Origin of the sequence: Marinobacter shunpengi (genome assembly GCF_045449715.1) — a bacterium.
Lineage (GTDB): Bacteria > Pseudomonadota > Gammaproteobacteria > Pseudomonadales > Oleiphilaceae > Marinobacter.
In genome coordinates this window covers 123,534-143,544 of record NZ_JBJJLA010000021.1, presented here as the reverse complement: position 1 = coordinate 143,544, position 20,011 = coordinate 123,534, and the positions used below count along the sequence as shown (strand labels likewise).

The window sequence follows — 20,011 nt, the reverse complement described above, 5'->3', positions numbered from 1 at the left end:
GTGGCCAAGTATTCTGTATTCATGACCGATAGTATCTTCCCCGACACGGCCATCGAGCGGGACGAACTGGGGCTCGCCGATGCGGAGCTGACGTTTTCCAGCGCCCCGGATGTCGACACCCTGATCCGCGAGGGCCGTGACTGCGATGCCATGCTGGTGGTCTACGCCAAGGTGGATGCCAGCGTCATTAATAGCCTCACCCGCTGCAAGGTCATCGTGCGAGCCGGCATCGGCTTCAACAATGTGGACCTGGAAGCGGCCACCAAAGCCGGGATCATGGTGGCTAACGTTCCCGACTACTGTCTGGATGAAGTGGCCGATCACACCATGGCCCTGGCGTTGTCCGTGATCCGTCGCACCTGCCTGCTGAACCGTAAAGTGGCCGATGGGGTCTGGAGCATCGCCGATGCCAAACCCATGCCCCCGCTGCGGGGCGCCGTGTTCGGGCTGTTTGGCTGTGGCGCGATCGGCCAGCAGGTGGGCCGGCGGGCCGCCGCCTTCGGTATGGACGTGGTTGGCTATGACCCCTACGCGCCGGAATCCACCTTCAGCGACAATGGTATTCGTCGCGTCACCGACTTTGACGACTTCCTGGGCAGCGTCGATGTGCTGTCCCTGCATGTGCCGCTGACCGACGACACCCACCACATCATCGACCGGGAAAACCTGGAGAAGATGAAGCCCTCCGCGTATGTCATCAACACCTCAAGGGGTGGGCTGATCAATGAGCAGGACCTGCAGGAGGTTCTGGAGGAGGGTCGACTGGCCGGTGCCGGCATTGACGTGCTGGAGACTGAACCGCCGGAGCAGGCCCCGCCGCTGTCCCGGCTTGCCAACACGGTCATCACACCCCATGCCGCGTTCTACTCCGAGGCCTCCGTGGTCGAGCTGAGGAAGAAGGCGTCCCGGGAGATCATCCGCACCCTCCAGGAGGGGCAGCCGAAGTTCTGGGTCAACCGGAGCTAGCGGCAGCCCGATAACAACGATAACGAACCGGCCCGTCCCATGAGGGATGGTCATTTCCCAGAAAACGGATCCAACCTGATCCGAACACGGCGTCACTCGTCTGATCGCCAATGCAAAACAACAACAAGGAGTACCACATGCACCGTAAACTGTCTGCCATAACCGCAGCGTTCGTCATGATGGCCGGCGCGATGTCACTGACCGTGCCAGTCGTGGCATCCGCCGCCGATGTCACCATCAAGTTTGCCCACAATGGCAATACCGATCCCAAGGACCCCCAGAACGTTGGCGTGGCTGCCTTCAAGGAGATGGTGGAAGAGCGCTCCGACGGGGCCATTGAGGTCAACATCTATCCCGCCGGACAACTCGGCGATGCCAGGACCATCGTCGAGAGCGTCCAGATGGGCAGCCTGGAAATGGGCGACGTCGAAAACGGCCCCATGGGTCGGTTCGTGCCGGAAGCCATGCTCTGGGACCTGCCGTTTATCTTCCGGGACATTGACCATGCCCACAAGGTGCTGGACGGCGAGATCGGCCAGCAGGTCCAGGAAGCGTACCTGGACGTGGGCATCCGACACCTGGCCTACAACGATGGCGGCTTCCGCTACTTCACCAATGACGAGCGCCCCATCGAGACCATGGCAGACCTGGAGGGCCTGAAGATCCGGGTGATGGAAAGCGAAGTCATGATCGATACGGTGAACGCGTTTGGTGCCTCAGCGGTTCCCATGTCGTTCGGCGAACTCTACTCGGCGTTGCAGCAAGGTGTTGTCGATGGGCAGGAAAACCCGATGAACCTCATCTACAGCCAGCGCTTCTATGAGGTCCAGCAATACCTGTCCCTGAGCGGCCACTTCTACTATCCCCGTCAGTTCATCGCCTCCGAGCGCTGGTGGCAGGGTCTGAGTGAGGAACACCAGGCCATTATCGCCAAAGCCGCCAAGGAAGCCTGTGATATCCAGCGGGCGGAGCTGGCCAGCTACGAGCAGGAGATCCGTGGCGTTCTGGAAGAGAAGGGCATGGTGATCAATGAGGTGGACAAGTCCGACTTCATCGAGGTCGCCAAGCAGGACATCTATCCCATGTCCTATGAAACCATCGGCGAGGGCGATGCCGACAAGGCCAGGGAACTGGTCCAGCGCATCCTCAACACCAAGTAATACTGAAGCCGGGGGGAGTTCACGCTTCCCCCGGCTTCATCTCCAATAATAAGCGGTGACGATGTCGGGATGGCAAACGTGAAGACAACAAACGATTCGGGCCTGGTTCACTACTTCAATACCCTGGTCAAGTGGCAGTTGGTCGCCATGATGATGGCGATTGCCGGCCTTACCTTCTATCAGGTGATCATGCGCTATGTGTTCAGTAGCGCGTCCTCCTGGAGTGAGGAGCTTATCCGGTTCATCTTTATCTGGTGCAGCTTCATGGCCGCCGCGATTGGTGTGCGTGAAGGGATACACATCGGCATCACTATATTCGTTGATCTGCTGCCCCGTAAATTCGCTCCCCTGATGCACATTTTGGTGAATCTGGCCATCCTGATCTTTGCCGGATTCATGGTTTATTACGGCTGGCAGAACGTCAAGATTGCGGATGGCCAACCGTCACCGGCCCTGGGCATTCCCATGAGCTGGGTGTACCTGTCGATTCCGGTGATGGGCGCTATGATGGTGTTCTACTGCACCCTGGAAATCGGCGATGCCTGGAAGCGCTTCACCGCGTCGGGGAGTCACTGACCATGCTGTTTGCCCTCGTTGCGACACTGTTGATTGCGTTTCTGATCAATGTTCCCATCGGTTTCGCCCTGGCCATTGCCGCCCTGGCGAGCCTGGTGGCCTCGGGCATGGCACCCATCGGTATCCTTCCCCAGCGGATGATTGCCGGCGTGAATTCCTTTCCCCTGTTGGCGATCCCCCTGTTCATGCTGGTGGGGTCGATCATGGAGCGGGGCGGGATTTCCCGTCGTATCGTCCGCCTGGCGAGCTCGCTGCTGGGTCATGTGTCCGGTGGGCTGGCGGCCGTGTCCATCCTGGCGTGCACTTTTTTCGCGGCCATTTCCGGTTCGGCCCCCGGCACGGCTGCCGCCGTGGGTGAGCTGACCATCCCGGAGATGGAAAAGCGGGGTTACTCCAAGGCCTATGCGTCGGCCGTGGTGTCGTCCGCCTCCTGCCTGGGGGTGATCATTCCTCCCAGCATTACCTTTATCATCTTCGGTATCGTGGCCAACGTCTCCATTGGCCAGCTCTTTGTCGCCGCGATTATCCCCGGGATATTCCTTGCGGTCCTGCTGATCGGTGTGAACCTGATCTGGTCCCGCAAGCACGGCTACCCGACGGAAGACAGGCGGACCTGGAAAGAGCGCTGGCAACCCTTCCTCGAGTCGGTCTGGGGGTTGCTGCTGCCGATCATTATCCTTGGCGGGATCATGACGGGGGCGTTCACGCCAACGGAATCCGCCGCGATTGCCGTGGTCTACGGACTGATCATCAGCTTCTTCGTCTACAAGGAACTCAGGCTGGGTGACCTGGTGCCCATCTTCTACAAGGCCTCCCTGAACTCCGCGATGATCATGCTGCTGATTGCTGCGGCAAGTCCGTTCGGCTGGGTGATGATCATCGAGCAGGTGCCGCAGATGGCCTCCAGCGCGATTCTGGGTATATCGACCAACATGTACATCATCCTGATGCTGATCATCATCATGTACCTGATCCTGGGCACCTTCATGGAAACCGGTGCCATTATTCTGTTGGCGGTGCCGATCTTTGCGCCGATTGCCCAACAGCTTGGTATTGATATGGTGCATTTCGGGGTGGTGACGGTGGTCGCCCTGGCCATAGGCATGGCAACGCCGCCGGTGGGCATCACGCTGTTTGCCACCTGTGGCATCTCGGGGGTATCCATTGGTCGGTTGAGTCGCGCAATCGTACCGTTCCTGATAGCACTGATCCTGGGGTTGATCGTGCTGGCCTACGTGCCCTTCCTGTCGACCTTCCTGCCTGGGCTACTGTTCTAGTGTTCCGTCTGGCCGGCCCCTTGGGGGGAGGGTAGTGCCCCTCACACTGTCGTCGCATCCTCCCGCCGGTGCCGCAAGGTATGGGGGGCTGGTCGCTCCGCCGGTGCGGTGGCGACGATATTGCGGCCCAGGCTCCTTGCCTGGACCAGGCCCTGATCGACCCGGTACAGGACCTCGTCCAGGTCCCGCTCCGGATGATACTGGGCCACACCGAAGGTGGCGGTAACGGTCAGACCCGCGATGGGCAACTGCTCCATCCGCCACCGGCAATGTTCGGCACTGTGCAGGGCCTCCCCTTCCGTCATCCCGGGGCTGACCACCAGGAACTCATCGCTGCCCCACCGGGCCACCAGGCTGTCACGCCCCATGGCCTCTGTCAGTAATTCCCCCACCAGGGCCATGACCCGGTCACCGGTCTCATGGCCCTGGTGGTGATTGATCCGGCGGAAATGATCCAGGTTCGCCAGGGCCAGCGACAATGGTTGGTCCTTGCGTCTGGCGATACGGGTGGCTTTCTTCAGGTAATCGAGGGCGCCCTGCCGGTTGGCCAGGCCCGTCAGGTCGTCGGTGACGTTCACGCGCTCCAGCAATTCGGTACGGGCGATGGCGGAGAAGGTGCGGTCCCGTAGCAGGGTGCCCGCGCTGGTGAGGGCCAGCAGCGTCAGCAGGAAAAAGTGGATACGCAGGAAATACATGGCATCTGAACAGCCCGCCGATCCGTCCAGGGCACAGCTCAGGGAGGCACCGGTGGCCAGCAGGGCCGAGAACGAAAAGGTCACCAGGGCAACCGCCATCCCGGCCCGGAAGCCCAGGGCGATAAAGGCCACGACGATCAGCATCCCCACGGCCCAGTAATGGCCGGACACCAGTGGCATGAAGTTGGCGCCGAACGGATCACCGGCGATGAAATGCCAGGCAAGCCGGCTGAGCACGATCACAGCGATCAGGGATACCAGGCCGACTTCCAGCAGCCGCAGGCGCACACGCCCATGAATCAGCAGGACGCAGGAAACACCATAGATCACCGAAAAGATCGGGTAGCCGATGGCGATAAAAAAGTCATGGGGATGCCGGAACAGCCAGCTGACGAAGAATATGGCCATGGCCATGAGGCACGCCACTGCGTAGGTGTAGCGGCGGTAGTCGGTAAGGCGGGACAACTCCTGTCGTGCGCTGGCGGGCGTCCTGCCCGGAGAGTCTTCCATGATGCCATCCTCGTTGGGAGTTTGTAGCCCGTCTGACCAATGGCCGGTGTGGACGGGCGAGTCGCGTAACCTACCCCCTCAAGGAATTGAAAAATATAGTCTGCGTCACGTTATGTCGCTTTTTATCATCCTTCTCAACACGTCCTCGTGGTTTGGTGAGCGGCTGGCCTGGGGCCCACTCTGGGCCTGCCTGAACTTCGCCGGGGAGAGTCCTGTCCAGCGCTTGAAGGCGTGGGAGAAACTGGAGGTTTCCGTGTAGCCCAGTTGTTCCGCCACCTGTTCCACCGTGTAGTGCGCCGAGCCCAGGAGTCTTCGGGCCCGGCGTTCCAGCACCTCATCCCGCAACTGGCGCCAGCCGGTACCTTCCAGGCTGAGCTGGCGGCGCAGGCTGCGGGTCGACTGGTGGAACACCCCGGCTACTTCCGTCAGGGTCGGCAGGTTATCGCCCTGGTTTCGCAGGAAGTCCCGTACCCGGTCTGAAAGCGCCAGGCGCTGTTTGCGCTGGCTGATCAGCTCTCGGCAGTAGCGTTCGCACTGGGCCTGGGTAACACGGTTGGCCCCGCTGAACGGTTGCTGGAAGGTGGCCGGGTCGAGCGTCATGCCGGTATGGGCCTGCCGGGTGCGGACGGGGCAGGGGTACAGGTCCCGCAGCATGTCCATGCCGTTCATCTCCGGCAGGGTCAGGCGTAGCTCGTTGACGCCCATGGAATGCCCCGGGAGCAGTTCCCGGTGCAGGCTCCACAGGCAGGCCAGGTCCCTGGCAACGATGAACGGTGATACATCGTCCGGCAGGTGGTCATCGTCCATCAGCAGCAGCGGGCCCCGGCGACCCAGCCGCCAGCGGTAGCGGACAAAGGGAAAGGCGACGGACGCGAACCGGCCGCCCCACTGCAGGGCCACAATGCCATTGGCGGAACTCATCACGCCTAGCCCCCATACCCCATGGGCGGTGAGCCCCTGGCGACCGCCTACCTGCAGGCCATGATGAAAGGCGGAGCCGCATTCCCGGACCAGCAGGCGAATCAGGGCCAGTTCCTGGCTGGCGTCGATAACGGTGTCCGGGTTGTCGAGGGCATCCGGGGTGACACCGGCGCGTTGCAGGCACCGGACCCGGTCCAGCCCCTGTTCCCGGGCATAGCTGAGCAGGATATCGAAGGTGCCGATACCCAGCCGGTGTTGGCTGCCCCTTTCCACGGATACGTGATCGGACATCTGGCGTCCTGTCTCTTCCTGAGGTGGTTCTTGTTCTTGGCCCGGTGTTCGTCCCGGGTGGTTTGCCTACACGGTGCCTATATGACCATGTCGCCCAATGGTTATGATTTTCATGTTTCCTGGACGTGATCTGATTCACGTTTTTCGGGTTTGGCCGTTTCGCCCAAGAGGGTAGCCGGTACTGGCATGGTCTGAAGCGGGAGGGGTGAACAGACTGCCTGGCCGTGGCCTGAGGCTTTCAGGCTGCGGTTCAACAACAAGGAGCAACAATAATGAACAATACAGACCTTACCAGGCACACGACTTTACTCCTCAACACCGGAAACCTCCTGCGTATCCTGACAATGGCGGCCCTGGCGCTGGTCATGACCGGTTGTGGCCAGTTGGGGCAGTTGCTGAGCAACGACCAGGTAGCGGATGCCGACAACGATCAGGTGGTCTTCCTGGGCGACTCCATCTTCGCGCTGTCCGGCGGTATCCAGGATGAACTGGAAGGCAAGGCCGGCGAAACCTTCCGGCGCTATACGGTCTCCGGAGCGGAACTGACCGGTGGCGTATTGGCACCGTCGGTGGTCGAGCAACTGGACACCGCAGTCAACGACAATCCGGATATCGACACCCTGGTGACCGATGGCGGTGGCAACGACATCCTGATCCCGGCCATTGCGCTGGACCCCCACCACTGCAAGACCCACTGGTACCAGTTCGGTCGCCTGAGCGATAGCTGCAAGTCGCTGATCGACGATGTCTACGTGGATGCCGTGGACTACCTCAACGGTGCCGCCGCAGCCGGCGTGGATAAGGCCATCTTCCTGGGCTACTACTACACCAAGAACGGGCTGTTCCGTCTGGAGAGCATGAAAGAGGCCGTGGATTACGGCAATCAGTCACTGGCCCGGGCCTGCGCTAACTCCGTCCTGGAGTGCACCTTTGTGGACCCGCGTTCCAGCATTGTTAACAGCGATATCATCTTCGACGGTATCCACCCCTCGGACAGCGGTTCCCGCAAGATTGCCAATCTGATCTGGCCCAAGCTGCAGCCCTTGCTGTAACCGTGGTTGCGGATAACTGACCCGGCGGTGGCGGCGCTCCGGGCGTTGTCACCGCTTTTACCAGAACAGGACGCATTGCCATGAAACCAACGACGTTGATCGCCGGTTTGCTGGCCCTGATCGTGATTGGGGGCGTCGCGGGCTACTCCACCATCCTGTCCGATGATCCGGATTCCCCGGTCGCGGAGAAACGCGCTGGGCCCGTCCCGGCGAACGTGCCGACAGCCCCGGGCTCCGGGGAGGCCGTCGAAACCGATGCCTCAACCTCCTGGGACCAGCGAGTGAGCCGGTTGGCAGCCCGACTGCGGAACGACTACGGCGACACCATTGATGAACCGGCCACCCAGGCATACCTGTTCGTGGAGCGGGAAAAACTGGCCGACACCCATCCCCGGGACGGGCGGGCCCTGTTCGAGACCGCCGTGGCTATGGCCTTCCCCGACCGCTCGGCATCCATCCTGGCGCTGATGGCGGGCATGGACCGCTATCACCAGTGGCTGTCGGACAACGAACTGACCCTGCGGGAGATGCCACTGTTGCAGCGGCGGGCGGCGATCTGGAAGCAGCGGCAGGCGATCTTTGGCGCCAGGGCCTCGGAAATCTGGGGTGAGGAGGAAACCGTTGCCAGCAAGAATGCCGATGCGGTGAGGGAGGAACTGACCCGTCTCGACCAGGCCCACGAACTCACCCCGGAAGAGGTGGCCCACCAGCTCAGCACCACAGTGGATGACCTCTATGGCCTGGAAGCGGCCAGCCAACTGGTCACCCCCCAGGCACTGGGCCAGGCCCTGTTTGCCATGGAGTCGGTACAGACGGACCTGGCGGCCATGTCTGCGGAGGAACGGCAGCAGCGCATTGACAGCCTGCGCCGGCAGATGGGCTACAGCGAGGAGGACGTTCGCCGACTGGAGCAACTGGACCGTCAGCGGAACCAGCGCTGGCAGGAGGGCGAGGCCTATATGGCCGAACGCCGGGAGCTTGGCCGGCAATACCAGGGGGAACAGTTGGAGCAGGCTCTGGACCGTCTCCGGCAGGCGCACTTTGGCGATACCGCGCCCACCATCGCCAGGGAGGAAGAGCAGGGTTTCTTCCGTTTCCAGCGGGAACGGCGTTATGGCCTGAACTAGTGTTCCGGGGGTGGACTACACTGGGGATAGGGAAAGAAATCTGAGAAAAACATATATAAGCGGCTTGTCAGGATCCAACCTGTGGCTATATCGTATGGGTTCAAAATAAAGCGGTTGCTCGCCGACCTGACACCGAAACCATAACAACCCGATATCAAACCATAACAACAAAGGAGACGCCCGATGCATGGCCTCATGATGCAACGCCCCCTGCTCATTTCCCAGATCCTGGAGTTCGCGGCCGGGAACTACCCCGATCAGGAGATCGTATCCCGCACCACCGAGGGCCCCATCCACCGGTACACCTACCCGGAACTGGCCCAGCGTACCCGCAAACTGGCCAATGCCCTGAAGAAGCTGGGCGTCACCGAGGAAGACCGGATCGGCACCATCGCCTGGAATACCTACCGGCACCTTGAGATCTATTACGCCAGCTCCGGCATGGGGGCCATCTGCCACACCATGAACCCGCGCCTGCCGGCGGAGCAGTTCATCTACATCATCAATCACGCCAAGGACAAGTTCATCTTCGTGGACCTGACCTTCCTGCCGCTGATGGAAAAGCTCCACGAGCATTTCCCGGATGTGGAAGGCTACATCGTGATGACCGATGAGGAACACATGCCGCAGACGGACCTGCCCCGGGTCTATTGCTACGAAACCCTGATCAAGGACGAGCCCGACCAGTTCGAGTGGCCGGAGTTCGACGAGAACACCGCTTCATCCCTGTGCTACACCTCCGGCACCACCGGCAACCCGAAGGGCGTGCTCTACAGCCACCGCTCCAACGTGCTCCATGCCCTGTTTGCGCTGACGGTGTCCGGCCTGCCACTGGACGAGCGCTCCACCATTCTGCCGGTGGTGCCCATGTTCCATGTAAACGCCTGGGGCACGCCGTATTTCGGCCTGATCGCCGGCACCAAGCTGGTGTTCCCGGGCCCGGGGCTTGATGGTGAGAATCTGGCGAATCTGATCGAAGATGAAAAGGTCACTGACGCCTGGGGCGTTCCCACGGTCTGGCTGGGTCTGCTGGGTTACATGAAAAAGGCCGGCAAGAAGTTCAGCACCCTCACGCGTACCCTGATCGGCGGCTCCGCCGTGCCCAAGTCCATGATTGAGGACTTCCGCGACAACTTTGGCGTCGAGGCCATCCAGGGCTGGGGCATGACGGAAATGAGCCCGTTGGGTACCGTCGCAACACCGCGACCGAGCCAGCGTGACGGCGACTGGAATGAGGAACTGCGCCTGCGGGCCTCCCAGGGCCGACTGGTGTTCGGCGTGGAGATGAAGATCGTCGATGCCGAGGGCAAGGAACTGCCTCATGATGGCGAGTCCCAGGGCGAGTTGCTGGTGCGCGGCAACGCGGTCATCAGCGGTTACTACGAGAACCCGGAAGCCACCAAGAAGGCCCTGGACAAGGACGGCTGGTTCCATACTGGCGACGTGTCCGTGATCACCCCGGACGGTTTCATGGAAATCGTTGACCGGGTGAAGGACGTGATCAAGTCCGGTGGCGAATGGATCAGCTCCATCGATCTGGAGAACGAAGCCATCGCCCATCCGGGTCTGGCGGAAGCGGCGGTGATCGGTGTTCGCCACGAGAAGTGGCAGGAGCGTCCGCTGCTGGTGGCGGTGAAGAACGAGGATGCGGACGTCACCCGCGAGGATGTGCTCAAGTTCCTGGAAGAGCGGGTCGCCAAGTGGTGGCTGCCGGATGACGTGGTGTTCGTGGATGAGCTGCCCCACGGTGCCACCGGCAAGCTGCAGAAGGCCAAGCTCCGCGACGACTTCAAGGATTACAGGCTGCCGACGGAGTAAAACCTGCGCCCCGTCATAAGGAAGATCATGAGCCGTTAGGGTGTCCCTAACGGCTCATTTTTTTGGGAAAAGTGAGCCGATAGATCCTATTTGAGATCAAAGCCCCGCTTCTTCAGAAACTCCCGCATATGGGCGCGCAGCTTGGCGTTGAACAGCGGGCTGAGCTGCTGGGACCAGTTGGTGTCCTTGGTGCCGCCGGTGCGCTGGCGGTAGTAGGTACGCATGGTGTCGTCGAAGCGGTTGACGGAATCCTCGTCCTCCCGGTAGACGTCTTCCATCAGGATGCTCTCCACCGGCAGGCGGGGTTTCACTTCCGGGTTCTGGTCCGGGTAGCCCAGGCACAGGCCGAACACCGGGAAGACATGGTCGGGGAGCTGCAGCAATTCACTGATTTCGGAGGGATTGTTGCGAATGCCGCCGATATAGCAGATGCCCAGCCCGGCGGACTCGGCGGCCACCACCACGTTCTGCGCCATCAGCGCGGTGTCCACGCTGGCCACCAGGAACTGTTCGGTCATGCCCCGGACCACCTCGGCACCGGTGCGCTCCGCCGAGTCCGTGGGGCGCTTCATGTCGGCACAGAACACCAGGAAATCCGAACAGGTGGCGATATACGGCTGCCCGCCGGCCAGTTCGGCAATTTTCTCGCGGTTGTCCGGGTTCCTGACATGAATAATGGAGTAGGCCTGCACATGGCTGGAGGTGGCCGCGCTCTGGCCGGCACGGATCAGCTCCAGGAACAGGTCCCGGGGAATGCTCTGGTCAGTGAACTTGCGGATCGAACGGTGGGATTTGAGTAGATCGATAACCTGGTTCATGGCGCCTCTCTTTACTGCTGGTAACCCGGCCACCTGCCGGACAGGGCCTGGGGGCTGCGCGGTGGAAAGTCGCAGACCCCTGGCCCTGTCCGGATGTTCCGGAAAGAGAGCATTCTACACGTTTTGCCGCGGAGACTCCCGGGTTCAGGCCTCCGGGTAGGCGGTCCAGCCCTCCAGCCAGTCGCCAGGACTACGGGGGTTGATGGCGCCTGAGAAAGTAGCTGATTCGTCAAAAAACTCGCTCTTGGGTGGTGTGGTTGCCGGCATATCGCTCAGGGGGATCCGGGGACGGAAATCCGGTGACGTCGGGTTACGGGCTGCCGGGTGCAGGGCGCTTTCCAGTCTGATCAGGTTCACGCTTTCCGCTGCCTTCAGCCAGGCTTGCTCGTCAAAGCCGAAATCATCGTCACTGTCACCCCGCTCCTGCTGCTGGCCGGCGATACTGCCGGTGCTGGCCAGGATGTTGTGGCTGAAGGTCAGCTTGCCACTGGCCACCAGGGCACGGGCTTCGTCACGGGTATCCACGGCTTCGATGGCATAGCTGTCGATGATCATGTTGTGGAAGTGCCCGCCGGTGCCCTCGCGCAGCACCATGCCCCGATGGGTCTTGGCGCTCTGTCCGGTACCGGCCAGGGTCACGTTGTAGAACACTGGCTCCGAGCGTGGCGTTGCCTCGTGCTGGTTGCCGTTGTTGTCCCCCTCGAAAGCATTGTCGCCGACATCCGCGTGCTGCTGGATCACCGCAAACTGGACCCGGCCGCGCCAGCCCCAGTCCCAGTCAATGCTGTCATCCGCCGCACCGGTTACCAGGATATGCTGCAGGTCCACGGTGCCACCGAACATTTCTATACCGTCGTCCAGCGCCCGGTGCACCTGCACATGGCGGATAATGGTATTGCTGCCACAGCCCCCCAGGGTCAGGCCGTTCAGCTCGTTGTTCTGGTACACCTCGAAGCCGGCGAACTCGATACGGGTGTATTCCACCACGCCACAGCTGTCCGTGGCGTTGGTGCCGCCAAAGCTGCCCCGCTGGTCGCTGTCGGGGATGCCTTCGATCTGGGGGGATGGCTGGTTGACCGGGGCGCTGCCCAGCAGAACCACGCCTCCCCAGTCACCCCGTGATCGGGCACCTGCGTCCTGGGCGCTGGTGAACACCACGGGCTTGTCGGGGCGCCCGCGGGAGAAAAGCTGGCTGTCCCGGGTTACGATCAGGGCGGCACCGTTCTCCCCCTTGATGGTGGCGCCCGCCTCGATGGTGAGGCTGGCGTTTTCCACAAATATGATGTCTTCCAACACGTAGGTTTTGTCACCTTCCCAGGTGGTGGCGGTGGTGATGTCGTCGGTGATGCGGATGGTCTGGGGCTCCAGGGCCGTGAACCCCACGGTGGCCACGGCACCGGCCACCAGGACCGGCGCAATCCAGGTCAGGTGGCGGCGACGCTTACGGGGCTTCTCCTCGTCGGGCTCCCGGAACGGCGCCTGGCGGTTGTCCGGGTTGGCCATCAGGGCTTTGCCCGGGTCGTTGTCCCGGATGTCCTTCACCAGCTTGCGGACCTTGTCCGAACCGGAGCTCTCCGCCCGACGCAATACATCGGCCCGGTAGTTGGGTTCCCGCAGCAGATTGTTGAGGTGGACAAACTGGATATCGCTGCATTCGCCGCGATCCACCAGCCGCTTGAGTTGCCAGAGTTGTTCTACCAGGAGGGAGGCATTTTCGGACATTACTGCATCTCCGAAGAAATAAATGTGGTCGCATTTATAACTTATGGTGATTACAGCTTCATGACAGTTGGGCTCACGGTGTTTTGCGGAGATTGACCAGTACCGGGGTGCCACTGGCCGGGTCCTGGATGACATCGCAGTGGACGCCGTACAGCCGGTGAATCAGTGACTGGTCCAGGATGTCACCGGGGGCTCCCTGGGCCTGGATGGTGCCGTCCGTCATTGCAATGAGGTGGTCGGCATAGCGACAGGCACTGACCAGGTCGTGCACCACCATCACCACGGTCTTGCCCTGGTGGGCAAGCTGGCGGATCAGTTCGAACACCTCGATCTGGTGCCCCAGGTCCAGGGCGGAGGTGGGCTCGTCCAGCAACAGCAGGGGCGTTTGCTGGGCAATGCTCATGGCGATCCAGGCCCGTTGCCGCTGGCCACCGGACAGGGTGTCCAGGGGGCGGTCGGCCAGTGGCAACAGGTCTGCCGCCGCCAGGGCCTGCTCCAGGACAGCCTGGTCGTCGGCGGTCCAGCGCTGCAGCCAGCCCTGGTGAGGCTGGCGACCGAAGCGGATCAGGTCGGTCACGGTCAGCCCTTCCGGCGCCGAGTTGTCCTGGGGCAGCAGGGCCAGCTTGCGGGCCACCTCGCGGCTGGGCTGGCTGTGGATATCGCCGCCATCCAGCAGCACCGCGCCGCCAGCGGGCGCGTGCACCCGGGCGAGTCCGTTCAGCAGGGTGGACTTGCCGCAACCGTTGGGGCCGACAATGGCGGTCACCTGACCCGGGGGCAGCGTCAGGTTGAGCTGGTTGATCACCGGCGTATGGCGATGGGCCAGGGTCAGGTCCTGGGCTTCCAGTCGGGGCATTGGGGTGGCATCGGTCATGACAGGCTCCGGGTGGAAGGTTTGACAAGAATCCAGATCAGGTACGGGCTGCCGGCGATGGCGGTCACCAGTCCCACCGGCAGTTCCAGGGGCGCCAGGGCCAGCCGGCCCACCAGGTCCGCCGCCACCATGAAGGCCGCACCGGCCAGGGCCGACGCGGTCAGCGGCACCTTGCCGGCACGGCTCAGGGCACGGGCCAGTTCCGGTGCCAGCAGGGCCACCATGCCCACGGGGCCGGCGACGGCGACCGCCAGGCCGGTGAGCAACACCGCGCAGGCCAGGCTCAGGGCGCGGATCCGCTTCAGGCGGGTGCCCAGGTTGATGGCCACCGGATCCGAAAACTGCAGGGTGGTCAGTGCCGGGCCCAGGGCGATGGCCAGACCGTAGCCGATCGCCAAGCCGAGGGCGAGCACCTGCACGGCGGTTGCCGACCGGGCGTTCAGGCTGCCCACGGTCCACGGGAAGGCGGCATTGGCGGCGTCAATGGCCACGCGGCTGAGCATCACCTGGGTGACGGCCCCGGCAATGGCGCCGATGCCCAGACCGGCAATAATGAAGCGGTAGCCACGGGTGCCGTTGGCACCGGCCAACCCGAAGGCCAGGGCGGTGGCGGCGGCCGCGCCGGTGAGGGCCATGGCCGATGGCGCCACGGCGATACCGGTGCCGACCACCGAGGCCACGGCAAAGGCGGTGGCGGCGTTATCAATGCCGATGATGCCCGGGGTTGCCAGGCGGTTGCGGGCCACGGTCTGCATCATGCAGCCGGCCAGGGCAAAGGCGGCGCCGGTCAGGGCACCGGCAAGCACCCGGGGCAGCCGCAGTTCCCGGATAACAAACTGGTGGATGGCATCGCCGCCGCCTGCCAGCACATCCAGTATCGCTTCAGGGGGAACCGCCACCGTTCCCAGCGCCAGGGAGGCGGTAACCGCCGCCACCAGGGCCAGGGCGAGGGCCAGGTTGGTGGAGGCGTTGCGTTGGCGGGTGGTCAGCAGGGTCATGGCAGTGGTTCTCATAGCGTTGGCATACGCCCGGAACGGACAATCATCAGCAGCACCGGTGCGCCGATCAGCGCGGTAATCACGCCCAGCGGCAACTCCGAGGGGGCCGCGACCACCCGTGCCATGGTATCCGCCAGGAGCAGCAGCCCCGGGCCGATGGGCAGGCACAGCCAGAGGGTCTTGCGGATATCCGGGCCGGCCAGGGCGCGGGCGATAAAGGGCACCACCAGGCCGATAAAGGCCAGGGGGCCGGCCAGGGCCGTGGCGCCGCCCACCAGCAGGGCAACCGCAATGATCACCAGCAGCCGGATGCGGCCCGGCTTGTGGCCCAGCCCCATGGCGGCCCGTTCCCCCAGCGACATGGCCGCCAGTGGTGAGGCCACCAAAACCACCAGTACGCCGGCGACCAACAGGGACGGTCCCACTGCCCTGAGGTGGGACAGCGGTGTACCGGCGATACTGCCGGTGATCCAGAAGCGTATCTCGTCCGCAGCCCGCTGATCCGCCAGCATCAGCACCGATGTCAGCGACAGCAGCAGGCCGGTCACCGTGGCGCCAGCCAGCACCAGCCGCACGGGGTCGGCCGCCAGACCCCGGGAACGGGTGGCCAGCATAACCAGGGAACAGCCGGCCAGGGCGCCGGTCTGGGCCACCAGCGTGGTCATGGTGGCGGAACTGGCCCCCAGCAGGATGGCAATGGCCACGGCAAAGGCGCTGCCGCCACTGACCCCCAGCAGGCCGGGTTCCGCCAGCGGGTTGCGGGTCAGGGACTGAAGCAGGGCACCGCTTACAGCCAGGGCAATGCCGGCGACAATACCGGTGGCAAGACGGGGCAGCCGCAGTTCCGTGACCACAAAGCGGGCTTCCTCGGTACCTTGCCCGAACAGCACCGGCAGGGCTTCGATGGCCGACACCGGGCCGGCGCCCCAGAGCAGGCTGGCGAGAGCGGTGGCCATAACGAAAAAAACCGCCACGGCAAGTGGCGGTGCAAAGGCACAAGATGCAAGGGTGCTTCTGAGGGTGACTGCCATGGATTACTTCAGTGCGGCCTCGATGTCGTCCAGAATGGCCAGGGCGGCAAGGGGGCCGGACGCGCTGGTCCACAGGGTGCCATCCACCGGTACGATCTGGTCGGTGTCGTTGGCCTCCAGGCGCTGGAAGGCCGGCGCCTCACGGGCGGCTGCCAGGGCCTCGCGGCCATCCTCGTTCAGGGTGGCCAGGAAGATCCAGCTATGGTCCATCAGCGACAGGTTTTCCTGGCTCAGGGGCTGGCTGTGGGGGCGGCCTTCCTTCACCAGGTCGGCGTCGTCCACCTCGAAGCCGGCGGATGCCAGCACGGTGGCGGAGAACAGGCCTTCGGCCATCACCAGCGGGCCCTGGGGCATCCAGCGCACCAGGGCGGTATCACGCTGGCCTTCGTCGGCAGCGGCTTCAGCCCGGGCACGAACCTCCGCGGCCCGTTGCTCCACCCTGGCAATCACTTCCGAGGCGCGGTCCTCACGGCCCAGGGCGCGGGCGAACAGGGTCAGTTCGCGCTTCCAGGTATCGTTCTGGTAGGCCGGAACGTCCAGCACAATGGTCGGCGCGATACGGGACAGTAGCTGGTACTGCTCCTCGCTGGTCCAGGCGGAGGCCAGAATGATGTCCGGCTGCAGGGCGATGACCGCTTCCAGGTTGGTCTCGCCGGGGGTGCCCACAATCTCGATATCGCCAGCGGCTTCCTGGATGTAGTTGGCGACGTTCTGGCCACCACGGGTGATCACCGCACCCACGGGCTGGGCACCAACGGCAATGGCGGAGTCCAGGGCGCCCTCGTACAGGGTGACAACGGTCTCCGGCTGGCCTTCCACCTCCACCTCACCAAAGGCGGTGGTGATGGTACGGGTATTCGCGTGCAGTGGTCCGCTCAGGGCACCGATGACAAGGGTTGAGAGCAGGGCGGTCAACACCCGTGGGCGTTTCAGGTACGACATAGTGAGGGACTCTCCGACAGAAGACCGCCGCAACAGGCGGCCATGGCAAGAAGTCGGGTAATGATAATTGTTCGCATTAATTTAATAAAGCTGATAGATTGGCACGACCTGTTGCATAACCTGGAACGATCGCCGCCATGTACGACCTCAAAGAGCTGGAAGCCTTTGTCTCCGTTGTGAAAACCGGAAGCCTCACCGCCAGCACCCGGGACCTGGACCTGCCCAAGTCCACCCTCAGTCGCCGTATCCGTCAGTTGGAGGAGGCCGTGGGTCAGCCCCTGCTGCTGCGGCAGTCGAAGCGCATCTTCCCCAACGATGCCGGCAGGGTGTTCTACCGCTACAGCAATGAAATCCTGGAACTGGTCTCGCAGGGGTTCGACGCACTGGATGAACTGCGGGCGGGTGTTAGCGGCACACTGGAGCTCTTTTGCCACGAAGCCTTCGTGCGGGGCTGGTTTGCCCGGATGGTGGAGCGATTCCGGGATCAGCACGCGGGTCTGAGTGTGTCTGTCCGGACCCAGCGGGCCGTGCCGGAAGAACTGGTGGAAGGGGTTTGCGTCTGGCTGGGCACGCCACCGGAGGGCAATTTCCGGTGCGAGTTGCTGGGCCACCTGACCCAGGGGGTGTATGGCAGCCGGGAGTATTTCAGCAAGCATGGTTGCCCGGAATCGCCGGCGGACCTGGATACCCACGCCTGGATTGACATGCTGGGAGCCGATAACGCCGGCGTGGTACTGAATCACCCGGTACACGGCTCCTATCCGATCATGCCCCGGGCCGGCCGGTTCAGTGTCGACCAGTACACGGTCCAGGGTGATGCCATTGCCGCCGGTCGTGGGGTCGGACTGATTCCCCACTGGCTGGCGGAAAAACGCCTGCAGGCCCACCCCGGGGCCTTTGAACTCTGTATGGCGGACTGGCAGGGGCCGGTCCTGCCGGTCAGCATGCTCTATCCCCACGGCATATTGCCCAGGCGCACCCGCCTGTTCATGCAGAATGTACGGTCCGCCACGCCGGCGCAGTGGAAGCGGCAGACGATGTCGGGGGAGTCCGATGCCATCGTTCCATGAAACGGAACGCATCATACCGCGCAGTCAATGATGGCCTTGTGTTAATGTTCGCCGCAAATGATATTGATTTGCATTTAGGTGCGGGTCTTCGATAAACAGCGAACCATTCAGACACAAGGAGTTTTCCATGCATCGCCGTATGACGCTGCTGGCATCCGCCGTGGCCCTGGCTAACGCCGGATCCGCCATGGCTCAGACCGAATCCACCGAACTCGACGAGATCGTCGTCACGGCCTCGGGTTTCGAGCAGAACATTTCGGATGCGCCGGCCAGCATTTCCGTGATTCCGGCGGAGGAACTGGAAAAGCATTCCTACACCGACATTACCGATGCCGTGAGCAACATTCCCGGCGTCTACGTCAACGGTGGTGGCAATGCCAGGGACATCACCATCCGGGGCATGACCGAAGGCTACACCCTGTACCTGGTGGACGGCCGCCCGGTGTCGGCGGGCCGGAACATCAACACCAACGGCAGCGACGGTGGCAAGCAGATAGCCCTGCCGCCCATCTCCGCCATCGAGCGGATTGAGGTGATCCGTGGCCCCATGTCGTCCCTGTACGGCTCCGAAGCCATGGGTGGTGTGATCAACATCATCACCAAAAAGAACACCGAGGAATGGCACGGCTCGGTAACCACGGAATACACCAAGTCCCTCAGTGACCTGAACGAAGACTCGCAACTGGTCAGCGCCTACGCCAGCGGCGCCATCGTGCCGGGCCTGCTGGGGCTGCAGTTTGACGGTTCCTGGCAGGGTACCGAAGAGAGCCATTACATCGGCGGTGACGACAACGCCGAAAGTACCCCGGACAGCGACCGTCGCCAGGGCGGGGCAAAACTGATCTTCACCCCCAACGACCGGAATGAGATCGAGCTGGGCTACAACACGGCGGAACTGGAGTACACCCACAATCCTGGGGTGAGTATTGCAGAAGGCGAGGACCCCAGCACCTACACCTACCACAAGGATGTTTACCTGCTTGGCCACCGGGGCACCTACAACAACCTGACCCTGGACACCTACCTGCAGCACGATGTGTCCGAGCGTGAGCAGGACCTGGAGAAGCGGGAAGAGATCACCACCTTCAATACCCAGGGCACCACCCTGATGGGACGGCATATCGTGACCTTTGGCGGCCAGTACCGATACGAAGACCTGACCGATGAAACCAATGGTCTGCTGGGCACCGACATACCAACAGCCACCGCGTCGGTGGACCGATGGATTGGAGCCCTTTACGCTGAAGTCGAGTGGTCGGTCCTGGACGACCTGAATGTCACCACCGGCATTCGCTACAACGACGACGAACTGTTTGGTGGCCACTGGACGCCCCGAGTCTACGCCAACTACCACATCACACCGGAGTGGACCCTGAAGGGTGGCGTGTCCACGGGTTATAAACAGCCCAGCCTGCCGGAAGCCACCGAAGGCTTTGGCCGTGGCACCGGTGGTCGCGGTTCCCCCGCCCCCCATCCCCGGGCGCTGATCATCGGCAACGAGGATCTGGAGCCGGAAACCAGCGTCAGCTATGAAGCTGGCTTTGTCTTCAACAGCCTGGCCACGGACCTGGACGCCAGTGCGATGGTGTTTTACACCGAATTCGACGACAAGATCGCCGAAGACCGGTTCTGTGATCCGGGTGGCGACAGCAACGATCCGTCCACCTGGCAGTGTGCCTACCAGGGCAACAACTACCTGTTCCTGAGTACCCGTGACAACATTGATGAAGCCTCCATGCAGGGCGTGGAGCTGTCCCTGGACTATGGCATCACGCCGGCACTGACCTTCAGTTCCAGTTACACCTACACGGATTCCGAGCAGAAATCCGGCGAGTTCGAGGGCGAGCCCCTCAACAAGATTCCCAAACACATGGCCAACGCCGGCCTGGACTGGCAGAGCACCAACCGGCTGAACCTGTGGCTTGACGCCAACTACCGGGGCGAAACCACCGACTACCTGAGCCGCACCAGCATGGAAGACGGTACGCCGGACTACACCTTTGTGGACGTCGGCATGGTGTACGCGCTGAACGATAGCGCGCGGGTGAAGGCGGGCCTCTACAATGTGGCCGATAAAGAGGTGACCAACGATACCTACGGTGTCGTCCTGGATGGCCGTCGCGTTAACCTCGGCCTGACGGTCGATTTCTGAAGCGGGAGAAC

17 protein-coding genes are annotated in these 20,011 nt (G+C 62.7%); 9 read left to right on the top strand and 8 right to left on the bottom strand.

Going from position 1 to position 20,011, the window contains the following annotated elements; translation table 11 throughout:
* From ACJO3T_RS15365 to ACJO3T_RS15350, 4 genes are all read left to right on the top strand, one after another.
* A complete protein-coding gene (locus tag ACJO3T_RS15365; protein WP_406979031.1) occupies positions 1-966 on the top strand; it encodes a C-terminal binding protein in 966 nt (321 codons plus the stop codon).
* Between the two features lie 137 nt (positions 967-1,103).
* A complete protein-coding gene (locus ACJO3T_RS15360; protein WP_406965581.1) occupies positions 1,104-2,126 on the top strand; it encodes a TRAP transporter substrate-binding protein in 1,023 nt (340 codons plus the stop codon).
* Positions 2,127-2,204: 78 nt separating this feature from the next.
* Positions 2,205-2,702 (top strand): TRAP transporter small permease, encoded by a 498-nt coding sequence (locus ACJO3T_RS15355; RefSeq protein WP_406979029.1) that lies wholly within the window; start codon positions 2,205-2,207, stop codon positions 2,700-2,702.
* Positions 2,703-2,704: 2 nt separating this feature from the next.
* Positions 2,705-3,979, top strand: coding sequence for a TRAP transporter large permease (locus ACJO3T_RS15350; protein WP_406965585.1), 1,275 nt, complete (start codon positions 2,705-2,707; stop codon positions 3,977-3,979).
* A 41-nt stretch (positions 3,980-4,020) separates the two neighbouring features.
* Here ACJO3T_RS15350 and ACJO3T_RS15345 read toward each other — a convergent pair whose 3' ends face one another.
* A complete protein-coding gene (locus ACJO3T_RS15345; RefSeq protein ID WP_406979028.1) occupies positions 4,021-5,184 on the bottom strand; it encodes a GGDEF domain-containing protein in 1,164 nt (387 codons plus the stop codon).
* 105 nt (positions 5,185-5,289) lie between these two features.
* On the bottom strand, positions 5,290-6,396 hold the full coding sequence (locus tag ACJO3T_RS15340) for an AraC family transcriptional regulator (protein ID WP_406979027.1): 1,107 nt from the start codon (positions 6,394-6,396) through the stop codon (positions 5,290-5,292).
* 272 nt (positions 6,397-6,668) lie between these two features.
* Between ACJO3T_RS15340 and ACJO3T_RS15335 the strand changes: the two genes are divergently transcribed.
* The 3 genes from ACJO3T_RS15335 to ACJO3T_RS15325 all read left to right on the top strand — a co-directional run bounded on the left by ACJO3T_RS15335 (position 6,669) and on the right by ACJO3T_RS15325 (position 10,393).
* Positions 6,669-7,448, top strand: a complete 780-nt coding sequence (locus tag ACJO3T_RS15335) for an SGNH/GDSL hydrolase family protein (RefSeq protein WP_406965591.1) — start codon at positions 6,669-6,671, stop codon at positions 7,446-7,448.
* An 80-nt stretch (positions 7,449-7,528) separates the two neighbouring features.
* Positions 7,529-8,575, top strand: a complete 1,047-nt coding sequence (locus ACJO3T_RS15330; protein ID WP_406965592.1) for a lipase secretion chaperone — start codon at positions 7,529-7,531, stop codon at positions 8,573-8,575.
* 183 nt (positions 8,576-8,758) lie between these two features.
* A complete protein-coding gene (locus tag ACJO3T_RS15325; protein WP_406965593.1) occupies positions 8,759-10,393 on the top strand; it encodes a long-chain-fatty-acid--CoA ligase in 1,635 nt (544 codons plus the stop codon).
* Between the two features lie 86 nt (positions 10,394-10,479).
* On the opposite strand, the gene nfsA is transcribed toward ACJO3T_RS15325, so the two are convergent.
* From nfsA to ACJO3T_RS15295, 6 genes are all read right to left on the bottom strand, one after another.
* Positions 10,480-11,211 (bottom strand): oxygen-insensitive NADPH nitroreductase, encoded by a 732-nt coding sequence (nfsA, locus tag ACJO3T_RS15320; RefSeq protein WP_406965594.1) that lies wholly within the window; start codon positions 11,209-11,211, stop codon positions 10,480-10,482.
* Positions 11,212-11,355: 144 nt separating this feature from the next.
* Entirely contained in the window at positions 11,356-12,933 is a 1,578-nt protein-coding gene (locus ACJO3T_RS15315; RefSeq protein WP_406979025.1) for a beta-helix domain-containing protein, read from the bottom strand.
* Between the two features lie 73 nt (positions 12,934-13,006).
* Positions 13,007-13,807: an ABC transporter ATP-binding protein gene (locus ACJO3T_RS15310; RefSeq protein WP_406979023.1), complete on the bottom strand. Its 801-nt coding sequence runs from the start codon at positions 13,805-13,807 to the stop codon at positions 13,007-13,009.
* Positions 13,804-14,805 (bottom strand): FecCD family ABC transporter permease, encoded by a 1,002-nt coding sequence (locus ACJO3T_RS15305; protein ID WP_406965597.1) that lies wholly within the window; start codon positions 14,803-14,805, stop codon positions 13,804-13,806. Before ACJO3T_RS15305 ends, ACJO3T_RS15310 begins: the two co-directional genes overlap by 4 nt.
* A gap of 11 nt (positions 14,806-14,816) precedes the next feature.
* Positions 14,817-15,761: a FecCD family ABC transporter permease gene (locus ACJO3T_RS15300; protein WP_406965598.1), complete on the bottom strand. Its 945-nt coding sequence runs from the start codon at positions 15,759-15,761 to the stop codon at positions 14,817-14,819.
* A 78-nt stretch (positions 15,762-15,839) separates the two neighbouring features.
* Complete coding sequence (locus tag ACJO3T_RS15295) at positions 15,840-16,778, bottom strand: ABC transporter substrate-binding protein (RefSeq protein ID WP_406965599.1); 939 nt, start codon at positions 16,776-16,778, stop codon at positions 15,840-15,842.
* Positions 16,779-16,915: 137 nt separating this feature from the next.
* Between ACJO3T_RS15295 and ACJO3T_RS15290 the strand changes: the two genes are divergently transcribed.
* A complete protein-coding gene (locus ACJO3T_RS15290) occupies positions 16,916-17,848 on the top strand; it encodes a LysR family transcriptional regulator (protein WP_406965600.1) in 933 nt (310 codons plus the stop codon).
* 127 nt (positions 17,849-17,975) lie between these two features.
* A complete protein-coding gene (locus ACJO3T_RS15285) occupies positions 17,976-20,000 on the top strand; it encodes a TonB-dependent receptor domain-containing protein (RefSeq protein ID WP_406979022.1) in 2,025 nt (674 codons plus the stop codon).
* Positions 20,001-20,011: the final 11 nt, after the last annotated feature.